Below are 12454 nucleotides of genomic sequence, written 5' to 3'. Positions count from 1 at the left end.
CTTGCAATTTTTCCGTGAGCAGACCGGAGATAATCTAATATAAATAGGTTGTGCATAGATATTTTGAAAGTTACAAAAGTTTTTCTTGCAAAATGGAGGAAAATGAGATACAATACGGGAAAATCACAGTCACCGGGGCAGCAGGCCGACGGGGAAAGGAGCAGGGGATGAAGGAAAACGGCGTCATTCAGGAGTACACCGGGTCACTGAGCCGTCAGATCCGGGAGGAGTATCATATCGGGGAGGAGTATTACCACGGCGAGATCAAGCGGGGCCTGCGCAATAGCGACGGCACCGGTGTGATGGTGGGCGTCACCAAGGTGGGCAGCGTGCAGGGCTATCTGTTGCAGGACGGCCAGCGCATCCCCATTCCCGGAAGACTCTACTACCGGGGCATCGAGCTTAACGACATTGTGGAGGCCCACCGGGCGGAGGGAACCTTCGGGTTCGAGGAGGTAGCGTATCTGCTGCTGATGGGATATCTGCCCTCGCAGGGGGAGCTGCGGCACTTCAATGAGATCATGAACCGGGCCAGAAAGCTGCCGGAGGGCTTCACCGAGGGGATGATCATGCGGCGCACCAGCGGCAACATCATGAATGAACTGGGCCGCAGCATCCTGTCGCTGTACTCCTACGACCCGGATCCGGACGATCTGTCGGTGGACAATCTGCTGCGCCAGTCGGTGGAGCTTATCGGGTATTTTCCCTCCATCGTGGCCAATGCCTACGCCGTCAAGCGCCACCATTTCGGCGGCGAGTCCCTGCATATCCACTACCCGGAGGAGGGACTCAGCACGGCGGAGAACTTCCTGCGGATGATCCGTCCGGACAAAAGCTATACCGAGGAGGAGGCCCATCTGCTGGATATGATGCTGATGCTCCATGCCGAGCATGGCGGCGGCAACAACTCCACCTTCGTGTGCCGGGCGCTGTCCTCCAGCGGTACGGATACTTACAGCGCCATCGCCGGAGCGGTGGGCTCCCTGAAGGGGCCGCTCCACGGCGGCGCCAACGCCAAGGTCATGGAGATGTTCCACTACATTCAGGAGAATGTGGATCCCCACGACGACGGATCCATCCGGGACTATCTGGTGCGTCTGCTGGACGGGGAGGCCGGGGATCGCTCCGGCAAGCTCTATGGATTGGGCCACGCTGTGTACACCATGTCGGATCCCCGTGCGGTGCTGCTGAAGAAGTACGCCCGGCATATGGCCCAGATCAAGGGCTACGAGGCGGAGTTCGACCTACTGCAGAAGGTGGAGGAGCTGGGCATCCCGCTGGTGCAGGAGCGGCGTCACAGCGATACGCCCATGTGCGCCAACGTGGATATGTACTCCGGGCTGGTGTATACCATGCTGGACATCCCGGAGGATGTGTTCACGCCGCTGTTCGCCTCCGCCCGTATTGCAGGCTGGTGTGCCAACCGCATGGAGGAGGTCATCACCGGCCACCGCATCATGCGGCCGGCCTACCGGGCCGTCACCATCCGGGGCCACTACGTCCCCATGGAGGAGCGTACCTCCCGCATCAAGGAATTTGACCTGTAAGTGAAAGCTCCCCCTCCTGCCGATGCAGGAGGGGGAGCTTTATGAGAAAAATGATAACAAATGGTAGAATTGCGGCAAAAATATACGATTCGTTTATGCCAGAAAGCCCTTGAGGATGGTCTCCTCCGCTTCCTCCGGGGAAAGACCCAGTGTCTCCAGCTTCAGCAGCTGGTCCCCGGCGATCTTGCCGATGGCGGCCTCATGGATCAGCTGGGCGTCCGGACAGTTGGCGGTGATGGCGGGGATGGACTCGATGTGGGCCTGCCCCATGATGATGGAGTCGCACTGCACATGGCCGAAGCACTGGCTGTTGCCCACCATCACCGGGTGGAACACCTGACGGGAGGTATCCTGCGCTACAGAGCGGGAGATGACACGGCCCTTGGCCCCCTCGCCGTTGAGCTGGATGGTCATGTCACTTTCGGCGGTCTGGGCCCCGTGGGTCAGCAGGCGCTCCGTCACCACCACCTCACTGCCGGCCTCACAGTAGAATTGGGTGTCCCGCAGGGTGGAGTCGATGCCCCGGATCTGGATGGTGTCCATCTGCATGGTGGAGTTCTCCCCCAGATAGACAATGGTCTGGGGGTTCATGATGTTCTTGCCGGTCTCGCCCTTGGCGTCCTCGCCGTAGTGCTTCTCCGTGTAGCGCACGCGGCAGTTCTTGCCGATGTGGAAGGTGTGGATGCCGTCGTGGCGGCTCTCGTCGCAGCCGGAGTTGTGGATGCCGCAGCCCGCCACGATGGTGACGTCGCAGTCGTCGGCTACATAAAAGTCGTTATACACCATGTCGCTCATGCCCGTCTGGCTGATGATGACGGGGATGTGGCAGGTCTCTCCCTTGGTACCCTCCTTGAAGTGGATGTCGATACCGGGCTTGCCGTCGGCACGGGGGTCGATGGCGATATGCTCCGTGGACTGACGGGCCTCGCAGCCCATGTCCTTGCGGATGTTGAAGGCCCCCACGGGCTTGCCGGTGAGGTCTGCGATCTTTTCCAGCAGGCTGGCGTCGATCTCGGTGATCATAGCTGCACCTCCTTGTGCTCCAGTACGGGACAGCCGCCCAGGGTGTCCGCCAAAATCAGGGGGAAGATCTCCTCCGTATTGCCCCGGTGGGCGATCTGCCCGCCGGAGATGACCACGATCTCGTCCGCCAGACGGATGATGCGCTCCTGATGGGAGATGATGATCATGGTGGCCCGGTGCTGCCGGTGGATCTGCTCGAAGGTCTCCGTCAGGCGGGCGAAGCTCCACAGGTCGATGCCGGCCTCCGGCTCGTCGAAGATCATGAGGCTGCCCTGCCGGGCCAGAATGGTGGCGATCTCGATGCGCTTGACCTCGCCGCCGGAGAGGGACACATCCACCTCACGCTCCAGATAGTCGTTGGCGCACAGGCCCACACGGGTCAGGTACTGGCAGCACTGGTCCTTGGTGAGCGTTTCCTTGCCTGCCGCCAGAAGCAGCAGGTCATGGACGGTGATGCCCTTGAAGCGGGGGGGCTGCTGGAAGCCGTAGCTGATGCCCAGTCTGGCCCGCTCCGTGATGGAGAGGTGGGTGATATCCTGCCCATTATACAGGATCTGGCCCGATGTGGGCTCCGCCAGCCCCATGATGACCTTGGCCATGGTGGTCTTGCCGCCGCCGTTGGGGCCGGTAAAGACCACCAGCTTCTCATCGGGAATGGTGATGCTGATGTCCTTGAGGATGTCCTGCTCCCCGTCGGGGGTGGACACCCGGTAACTGATGTGTTTCAGTTCCAGCATGGAACGATTCCTCCTTTGGAGTATATTGGACCCCGTCGAAAGGGACGGGATAGGACACAAAAAGCCTTACAAAATATACATTTTAGCAGAGTTTTCGGGAAAAAGCAATGGACAGGGACGTTTTTTCCCGCCGGAGCATAGAATAATGCGAGAAAAAGGGGGGCTGCATATGGAGAAGATGGAGCACATGGACCCGCAGCGCTGCGACCGCATCTGGCAGCGGGTATCGCCGGAGCTGGACCCGTACCCGGAGGTGCGGGCCGCCTGTCGGGAGCCATCGAGGGAACCGGGGGCAGGGGATATTCCGGAGAGGACGGGGGCTGCGGCGGTGCCTGCTGCACCGGAGATACCGGCGGCACCGGCGGAGAGCGGGTGCTGCCTTGCAGGCAGGGCCATGGGCAGCATCCGGCTCATTCAGGACTTCATCGAGGATGAGCTGGCGGACCGGAGGGCCTATCTGGCCTATGCCGCCTGCGCCCCTAATGTGGCTGCCCGCCGCCTGCTGCGGCAGCTGGCAGGGGAGGAGGGAAGCCACGCCCGCCGTCTCATGGGGGTGTACTATCTGGTGACGGGCTGCTGCTATCAGCCCCGCTTGCAGGGGGGACGGGTGGAGCGTCTGCCGTGGCGGGAGGTGCTGCGGACCCGGTATCACGCCGAGACCTGCGGCGGGCTGCGCTATGCACAGGCGGCAGAGGTCACGGAGGACGTGTGTCTGCGGGAGATATGGGAGGAGCTGTCGGCGGCGGAATATCGCCATGCCCGGCAGCTGCTGAGCCTGTTGGAGCAGATGGTGCTTGCATAGTCCGGCGGATGGTGCTATCCTATGGAAAACATCAGCAACAAAGGAGGATTTCCCATGAGAGAGCACATCAGCCGGGAGGCGGCGTGGGCCGCCCTGCGGAGGTATAATCAGGAGCCGTTCCACCTGCAGCACGCCCTGACGGTGGAGGGGGTCATGCAGTGGTATGCCAAGGAGTTGGGCTACGGCGACGATGCCGAATTCTGGGGCATTGTGGGCTTGCTCCACGACATCGACTTTGAACGCTGGCCGGAGGAGCACTGCCAAAAGGCACCGGAGCTGCTGCGGGAGGCAGGCTGCGGCGAGGACATCATCCACGCCGTGTGCAGCCACGGCTGCGGCCTGTGCTGCGACGTGGCTCCGGAGCATGAGATGGAGAAGGTGCTGTTTGCAGCAGATGAGCTGACGGGCCTGATCGGGGCAGCGGCGTTGATGCGGCCCAGCCGCAGCTGTCAGGATATGGAGCTGAAGAGCCTGAAAAAGAAGTACAAGGACAAGAAGTTCGCCGCCGGGTGCTCCCGTGACGTCATCGCCCAAGGGGCGGAGCGTCTGGGCTGGGAACTGGATATGCTGCTGGAGCGGACGCTGGAGGCCATGCGCTCCTGTGAGGAGCAGGTGGCCCATGAGATGGAGAAGCTGTGAGAAAATGTGCGGGGCAAAAGCCCCGCACATTTTTCGTTAAAAAGCTTACGCCTGCACCAGCTTCAGCACGTCCTCCCTGGAGATAAGACCCACGGAGCGGTTCACCAGCTGACCATTGCGGAACACCAGCAGCGTGGGGATGCTGGCCACGGCGTACTGAAGGGCCAGTGAGCGGTTTTCATCCACATCTACCTTCACGATCTTGCAGGGAGCCACGCCGTCCAGCTCCTCCAGAATGGGGGCCAGCATCTTGCAGGGACCGCACCAGGCGGCCCAAAAATCCACCAGCACCGTTTCGTTGGACTGAAGCACTTCCTGCGGGAAGGTCTGTGCGTTTGCGTGTACGATGGCCATAGTTAAGATCTCCTTTTCTATTTCTATTTGCCGGTAGTATACCACACCTGCTGCCAAATAACCGTGATATTTGCAACAGTGACGGAAGAATTTCCCGGAAATAGGGGGAAATGCGGCGAAGGGGAAATTTTCGGGAGGGACGGCGCAGCCGTCCCTCCCGATTTTTACGGTTAGTCCTTGTTGTTGAGCTTGCCCAGATAGCGGTAGATGCTGGCCTCGGAGCTGTGGAGCTCCCGTGCCACATGGCTCACGGAGCCCTTCAGCAGGAACACGCCCTTGCGGTTCAGCGCATCCATGATCTCCATCTTCTCGTCCTGCGTCAGACGGTCCACCGGCACGGGATAGTCCGCAATGACGGAGGAGACGATGCTGGCAGTGGCGCCGGCGATGGAGGAGGGATAGGTGTGCTCGTCGTTTTCCACGATGAGGTGGGTGCCGCTGGGGGCGCCGGGGGTCAGCAGGCTGCCGCACAGGTCCATGACACGGGCGGACAGCTCCCGGTAGCGGCTGCTGTCAAAGTTGATGCACAGCAGGCCCACCAGACGGCCGTGGGGATCCTTGATGAACAGGGAGTTGGAGCACAGCTTCTTTCCGGTGACGGAGGTGCTTTCAAACCGCAGCACGTAGTCCTGCGTCTCATAGAGGCGGCTGGTCAGGAATTCCAGCATCTTGTTGCTGAGGGGGGAGCCTAAATGCCGTCCCGTCAGTTCGCCGTTGGCGATGGCAATGATCTCATTGGAGTCATCCAGCAGCTCATGCAGGGCCACCTCGTAGTCCGGCCCCAAAATTTTACCCAAAAAGTCTACCAGTAGGGTGTAGTGGCGTTTCATCTCTCTGTCCATAGGAACCTCCTGCGCTCCCCGCCATGGGAGCGACTATTCTTTGATGTCGTTGTTCTGGCCGTCATGAGGGGTGTCGGCCTTCTGAGCCTGCTTGGCGGGCTCGGGCTTGGCCGTGGGGTGAGCGGGCTTCTTAGGGGCGGGCTTTTTGGCCGCAGGCTTCTTGGCGGCACTGAGCTTCTCAGCCTTCGCCGCCTCGGCCCGCTTGGCATCCTCCTCGGCACGCTTAGCGTCCTCTACGGCCTTCTGAGCCTGCTTGGCGTTCTCTTCCTCCTCCAGCACACGGTAGGCCACCTTGCCCACCAGTGTCTTGGGCAGCTCCTCACGGAACTCGATGTCGGAGGGCATGGCGTACTTGGCGATGTGCTTGCGGCAGTAGTCCAGCAGCTCCTTCTTGCAGGCCTCCGTGGGCTGATAGCCGGGCTTGAGCACCACGAATGCCTTGACCCGCTGCATCTTGATGGGGTCCTTGACGCCGATGACGCAGCTGAGGTGGACGTAGTCGTGGCCATCCAGAATATTCTCCAACTGGGAGGGATAGACGTTGTAGCCGTTGGTGACGATCATGCGCTTGATGCGCTGACGGAAGTAGATAAAGCCCTCCTCGTCCATCATGCCCAGGTCGCCGGTGTGGATCCAGGTAAGGCCGTCGGCGTGGGTCTGCTTGGTCTGGGCCGTCTCCTCCGGATGGTTGACGTACTCCAGCATCACGGTGGGGCCGGACAGGCAGATCTCGCCCTCCTCACCGTAGGGGACCTCCTCCTGAGTGCCGGGCTTGACGATCTTGTAATAGGTGTCCGGGAAGGGGATGCCGATGGAGCCCTCCTTCTGCTTGTGGATGGGGGTCAGGCAGCTGGCGGTGACGCACTCGGTGGTGCCGTAGCCCTCCCGGACGCTGACGGTGGCGCCGTGGTCGTGGAGGAACTTGTCAAAGCGCTTCTTCAGCTCAATGGACAGACTGTCACCGCCGGAGAACACACCCTTCAGGCAGCTGAGGTCGGCGCCTTCGATCTCCTTGACCCGCAGCAGCGCCTCGAACAGGGAGGGGACGCCGGCGATGAGATTGGGCTTGTGCTTTTTGATGAGCTCGGCGTAGCTCTGAGGGGTGAAGCGGGGGATCAGGATGCAGTGACCGCCGTTGGCCACCATGGAGTGGATGGACACGCCCAGTCCGAAGCCGTGGAACATGGGCATGATGGCCAGCATCTTGTGACCCGGATGGAAGAAGGGGTTGGTGGCCACGATCTGGGCGGCCAGAGCGTTAAAGTTGCGGTTGGAGAGCAGGATGCCCTTGGTGACGCCGGTGGTGCCGCCGGAGTAGAGGATGGCAGCGGGATCGGTGTCCTTGCGCTTGATGCGGTAGATCTCCACGTGCTCGCCACGCTTAAGGAAATCCTTCCACAGCACCACGCCGGGGCCACGGGGGACCTTGGGGTTCTTGCGGCCCTCGGTGAGCTGATAGCCCACCCGCAGCAGGGGCTTGAGCTCATCGGCCACGGAGGTGACGATGAGGCAGGGCAGATCTACCGTCTTGCGGACGCTTTCAAACTTGGGGTAGAACTGATCCAGCGTGATGGCCGCCACGGAGTTGGAGTCCCGCAGATAGAAGGAGATCTCGCTCTCGGCGGACAGAGGGTGGACCATGTTGGCGATGGCGCCCACCATGTTCACGGCGTAGAACATACACAGGGTCTGAGGGGCGTTGGGCATACAGATGGTGACCTTGTCGCCTTCCCGGATGCCGATGGCCTTCAGGCTCTTGGCACAGGCGTTGATCTTCTGCCACATCTCGGCGTAGGTGGTGGTTTTGCCCATGAACTCATAGGCGATGTAATTGGGGTACTGACGTACCATCTCCTCGACCCGGCCGCACATGGACAGGGTGGAGTAGTTCAGGGTAGAGGGCACCTCGGGATCCTTGGATGCCAGCCACGGGGTCTTGATCTGTACCGTCTCACTCATAGATAACTTCCTCCTTCATAGGTTTCTCCAGCTCCTCCGGGTGCTCCAGCAGATGCTTCAGCAGCCGGACGGACTTGGAATAGTAATAGCCGTCCGCCAAACGCTCGTCAATGGTGAGACCCAGATCCAGCGTCTCCTTCATGGTCATGGTGCCGTCCGGGGCGTAGATGGGCCGCACGGCCTTCTCCCCGATGATGCAGAACAGGGAGCAGGTACCCCAGTTGGTCAGGTGGTGATAGCCGCACTTGAGCTTGATGGAGCCCAGATTGGAGATGACCACGGAGCTGTAATAGGGGTCCGTGGCAATGATGTCCGCCGGCACCCAGCCGTGCTTATCCAGCCACATGAGGAGGTGGATGGCGGCCTTGCTGACGAAGCGGGGGATCCTGTTGAGGATATCCATGGCTCCAGTGGAGGGGTCTACCTTGTCCGACCGGCACTCCGTCACCTGACGGCGGATGTAGTCGTGGATGTCGGAGAGCGTGTACTCGTCCTTGCAGTGCAGGAAGGCCAGCGCCTCGGCGCCCTTATCGGAGAACTGCTTCTTCACCACGAAGGAGGCGGATACCTCGTTGCGCTGATAGAAGTTGCTGTTGACGATGAAGCGGTTCAGCTTGGGGCGCAGGGTGATGGTTTTCATCAGGGCTGCCAGCACCAAGTGGAACATGGTATAGGGAAACTCCGTCTCCGTCTCATTCTTCTTGGCGATATAGGCGTTCATGTTGGTCAGGTCGATGCGCTGGGAGATGTAGGCCTCGTTGTCGCATCGGTTGGGGTAGAGGATGCCGGTGACGTAGTGCAGGGAGTCCAGCTCCCGCATCAGGCGGCCGTCCTTGCGGTCGCCCCGGCGCTTTTTCTGTGTTTCCATTGGCTTCTCCTATTATGAAATATCTGTTTTTACAAGTTTATGTTGTGCTGCATATTAGATGCGGCCAGTAACAATTTAACTCCATAATAAGCTATTATAACAGACTGCCCAGAGAAATGCCACTTTTTTTTGCATTTTTCGCAGACGGGGGAGAGGGGGGCCGCCGAGAAGAGAGAAATGTGTACAATTTTGCAATACAAAGTGTCTTCCTACTGAAATATCAGCTGCCATATGCCGGAAGGGCCAAATAGCGCCTATGATGTGGGAAGGGGACTTTCACAGGCTTTTACCTCCGGCGGCCCACTGTTCCCAGTAGCTTTTTCTTTTATTGCCTCCGGCGGCATACTTTTTGTCAACAGCGACAAAAAGTATGCAAAAAGCGCCGCCAGAGACCAATGGTCTCTGGACTCCCTTTACCTTCAAGAACTACCGTTCGTTATGGGCCGTAGCGGGAACTGACTCAGCAACAGACCCGCTGCCGCTCCCACTCAGGCGAAGGAGCGTGTGGGTCTATGGTTTTGAGTACGGATTCCCACGCCGGGTCTACGCCCCGGCTCGGAATGACAGAATTATCTTATGAGAGAACTTCCAGCGGCCCCAATTACCTTCTACTTTCTTGATGTGGCAATCCGTGCCCCACGATAGAATAGCAAGCTTCTTCAACCTCCCAATGCAGCGGCAGCGTGAGTAGAAGCAGACCAATTCCCTGCTTCGGCAAATTTTAGGTAGCAACTCTTGCAAATGACGAAGGAAGTGCAGAAACCATGGGTTTCTGCTGGCGTTCTTTGGTGACTTTCTGCTGCTATTGGCAGAAAGTCACCCGTCGGAGACAAGACAAAAAAAGAAAAACTGCTGGGAAGAGTGATCCATTGGAGTCAAAAGAAAAAAGGGGCGCCGGCTTGCGCCAGCGCCCTCGATGCAGCTCTTTTATTGGAACGGCAAAAGCTTTGTATTGCCGTCAAAAGCCCGGAAGTGCATCAGAACTCCGCATTGCCCACGGTGCGGGGATGCAGCTCCACGTCCCGGATGTTGCTGACACCTGTCAGGTACATCACCATCCGCTCGAAGCCCAGACCGAAGCCTGCGTGCTTGCAGGAGCCGTAGCGCCGCAGATCGCAGTACCACCAGTAGTCCTCCGGGTTCATGCCCAGCTGGCGGATGCGCTCCTCCAGCACCTCCAGTCGCTCCTCGCGCTGGCTGCCGCCGATGATCTCACCAATGCCGGGGACCAGACAGTCCGCCGCCGCCACCGTCTTGCCGTCATCATTCATCCGCATATAAAAGGCCTTGATCTCGGCGGGATAGTCGGTGACGAACACCGGGCGCTTGAACACCTGCTCCGTCAGGAACCGCTCGTGCTCCGTCTGGAGGTCGGTACCCCAGTCTACCTTGAAGTCGAACTGGTCATTGTGCTGCTTCAGGATCTCCACCGCCTCGGTATAGCTGACCCGGCCGAAGTCGGAGGTCATCACGTGGGTCAGACGCTCCTTGAGCCCCTTATCCACGAAGCTGTTGAAGAAGTTGATCTCGTCGGGGCAGCGCTCCAGCACCCGGCGGATGATGTGCTTGATCATGGCCTCGGCCACATCCATATCCCCCGCCAGATCGGTAAAGGCCATCTCCGGCTCGATCATCCAGAACTCGGCGGCGTGGCGCTGGGTGTTGGAATTCTCCGCCCGGAAGGTGGGACCGAAGGTATACACGTCACCAAAGGCCATGGCGAAGTTCTCGGCATTCAGCTGGCCGGACACGGTGAGGCTGGTCTTTTTGCCGAAGAAGTCCTTGCTGTAATCCACCTGCCCGTCTTCGGTCCGGGGAACGTCGTTGAGATCCAGCGTCGTCACCTGAAACATCTCGCCGGCGCCTTCGCAGTCGGAGCCGGTGATGATGGGAGTGTGGACATATACGAAGCCACGGCTCTGGAAGAACTCGTGGATGGCGTAGGCTGCTACGCTGCGGACCCGGAAGGTAGCGGAGAACAGGTTGGTGCGGGGCCGCAGATGCTGGATGGTCCGCAGGAACTCCACGCTGTGGCGCTTTTTTTGCAGAGGATAGTCCGGGGTGGACTTGCCCTCCACCTCGATGGAGGAGGCCTTTACCTCCAGAGGCTGCTTGGCCTCCGGCGTCAGCACCACGGCGCCACGGACGATGAGAGCGGCGCCCACGTTCTGCCCGGCGATCTCCTTATAATTATTCAGCTCATCAGCGGACATGACCACCTGCAAATTCTTGAAGCAGGAGCCGTCATTGAGCTCGATGAACCCAAAGGTTTTCATATCCCGGATGGTGCGGGCCCAGCCGCACACGGTGACTTCCTTGCCGTCCAGCTGTTCCTGGTCGGCAAAAAGGGCAGCGATCTTCATTCGCTCCATCGTGCGTTCCTCCTTGCACTAAAATCGGTATAACGTAGATTATAACCGCCCGTCGCCACTTTTGCAAGAGCCCGCCCCATCGGGAGCAAAAAAAGTTTTTCCGCCTATGGAAAAGGACTTGACACGGCGGGAACACATGGTATAATAAGCATATGATTAGAAAGTAAAGTTTTGCTTATGGAGGTGCGGCATGACCCAACGGGAACGGCAGATACTCAACTGGATCGAAGCGGATCCCATGATCTCCCAGCAGGAGCTGGCGGAGCGGGCGGGCATCACACGGTCCAGCGTGGCGGTGCATATTTCCAACCTGATGAAAAAGGGCTGCATCGCCGGAAAGGGCTACATCGTGACCCGCAGCCCCTATGTCACGGTGGTGGGCGGCATGAACATGGACATCGGCGGCTGGCCCAGTGAGGAACTGGTGGCACAGGATTCCAACCCCGGCCGGGTGCGGATGAGCCCCGGCGGCGTAGGCCGGAACATCGCCCACAACATGAGCCTGATGGGGCTGGATGTGCGGCTGCTGACAGCCTTCGGCGACGATGTGTACGCCCAGAAGCTGGCGGCGGTGTGCGGCGAGCTGGGCATCGATATCTCCCAGTCCCCGGTGATCCCCGGCGGTCACACCTCCACCTATCTTTTCATCAACGACCAGCAGGGGGATATGCAGCTGGCGGTGTCGGATATGGACATCTATCGGAATCTGACGCCCCGTGTGCTGGCGGGGCGCAAGCAGCTGCTGGAGGGCAGTCAGGTGGTGGTCATCGACACCAACCTCCCGGCGGAGAGCATCGCATGGCTGGCGGATAACTGCCACGCCCCTATTTTTGCCGACCCCGTGTCCACGGTGAAGGCCGAGAAGCTGCGGCCGGTGCTGGGAAAGCTCCACACCCTGAAGCCAAACCGGCTGGAGGCGGAGCTGCTGTCCGGCGTGCCTATCACCGGCACCGACAGCCTCCACCGTGCGGCGCAGACCCTGCTGGAGACGGGGCTGCACCGGGTGTTCATTTCGCTGGGGGCCGACGGCGTCTATGCTGCCGATCAGAGCGGCAGTGTGACCCTGCCCGCCCCCAAGGCGGAGATGGTCAGCACCACCGGCTGCGGCGATTCCTTTATGGCCGCTCTGACGTGGGCCTACCTGCAGGGCAGCGATCTGGAGAGGTCGGCCCGTGCGGGTCTGGCGGCCTCCTCCCTGACCATGGAGAGCGCCGAGACCATCCACCCCTCCATGAGCGAGGCGGAGCTGCTGCGGCGTATGGCCCTGTAAGTCATTCCTTACTAACTACATATATTTTCAATCGAAACAAA

11 protein-coding genes are annotated in these 12454 nt (G+C 59.9%); 4 read left to right on the top strand and 7 right to left on the bottom strand.

The annotated features are described in order from the left end of the window. Nucleotides 1-167: 167 nt before the first annotated feature. On the top strand, nt 168-1547 hold the full coding sequence (locus KJS28_RS08340; protein ID WP_213540531.1) for a citrate synthase: 1380 nt from the start codon (nt 168-170) through the stop codon (nt 1545-1547). Nucleotides 1548-1640: 93 nt separating this feature from the next. Here the strand turns inward: KJS28_RS08340 and KJS28_RS08335 are convergent, their stop codons facing one another. Further along, nucleotides 1641-2567: a SufB/SufD family protein gene (locus tag KJS28_RS08335; protein ID WP_407701759.1), complete on the bottom strand. Its 927-nt coding sequence runs from the start codon at nt 2565-2567 to the stop codon at nt 1641-1643. Continuing rightward, complete coding sequence (locus tag KJS28_RS08330) at nt 2567-3307, bottom strand: ABC transporter ATP-binding protein (protein ID WP_213540529.1); 741 nt, start codon at nt 3305-3307, stop codon at nt 2567-2569. The genes KJS28_RS08335 and KJS28_RS08330 overlap by 1 nt, the downstream gene beginning before the upstream one ends. A gap of 169 nt (nt 3308-3476) precedes the next feature. On the opposite strand from KJS28_RS08330, the gene KJS28_RS08325 reads away from it, so the two are divergent. Together KJS28_RS08325 and KJS28_RS08320 are read left to right on the top strand one after the other, a co-directional pair. Continuing rightward, nucleotides 3477-4109, top strand: a complete 633-nt coding sequence (locus tag KJS28_RS08325; protein ID WP_213540528.1) for a ferritin-like domain-containing protein — start codon at nt 3477-3479, stop codon at nt 4107-4109. A 54-nt stretch (nt 4110-4163) separates the two neighbouring features. Further along, the gene (locus KJS28_RS08320; RefSeq protein ID WP_213540527.1) at nt 4164-4748 is read left to right on the top strand and encodes a hydrolase; all 585 of its coding nucleotides are present in this window, start codon (nt 4164-4166) and stop codon (nt 4746-4748) included. Nucleotides 4749-4793: 45 nt separating this feature from the next. On the opposite strand, the gene trxA is transcribed toward KJS28_RS08320, so the two are convergent. From trxA to asnS, 5 genes are all read right to left on the bottom strand, one after another. Then, the gene (gene trxA / locus KJS28_RS08315; RefSeq protein WP_213540526.1) at nt 4794-5102 is read right to left on the bottom strand and encodes a thioredoxin; all 309 of its coding nucleotides are present in this window, start codon (nt 5100-5102) and stop codon (nt 4794-4796) included. Nucleotides 5103-5272: 170 nt separating this feature from the next. Next, nucleotides 5273-5944 (bottom strand): helix-turn-helix transcriptional regulator, encoded by a 672-nt coding sequence (locus KJS28_RS08310; protein WP_021858403.1) that lies wholly within the window; start codon nt 5942-5944, stop codon nt 5273-5275. 33 nt (nt 5945-5977) lie between these two features. Next, a complete protein-coding gene (locus KJS28_RS08305) occupies nt 5978-7903 on the bottom strand; it encodes an AMP-binding protein (protein WP_213540525.1) in 1926 nt (641 codons plus the stop codon). After that, on the bottom strand, nt 7896-8771 hold the full coding sequence (locus KJS28_RS08300) for a 2-oxo acid dehydrogenase subunit E2 (protein WP_213540524.1): 876 nt from the start codon (nt 8769-8771) through the stop codon (nt 7896-7898). Before KJS28_RS08300 ends, KJS28_RS08305 begins: the two co-directional genes overlap by 8 nt. Before the next feature lie 977 nt (nt 8772-9748). Beyond that, nucleotides 9749-11143, bottom strand: a complete 1395-nt coding sequence (gene asnS, locus KJS28_RS08295; RefSeq protein WP_213540523.1) for an asparagine--tRNA ligase — start codon at nt 11141-11143, stop codon at nt 9749-9751. 190 nt (nt 11144-11333) lie between these two features. Between asnS and KJS28_RS08290 the strand changes: the two genes are divergently transcribed. Continuing rightward, on the top strand, nt 11334-12413 hold the full coding sequence (locus KJS28_RS08290) for a PfkB family carbohydrate kinase (protein ID WP_213540522.1): 1080 nt from the start codon (nt 11334-11336) through the stop codon (nt 12411-12413). Nucleotides 12414-12454 lie beyond the last annotated feature (41 nt).

This window comes from Vescimonas coprocola (genome assembly GCF_018408575.1).
Lineage (GTDB): Bacteria > Bacillota > Clostridia > Oscillospirales > Oscillospiraceae > Vescimonas > Vescimonas coprocola.
This window is presented reverse-complemented; position numbering and strand designations above follow the sequence as displayed.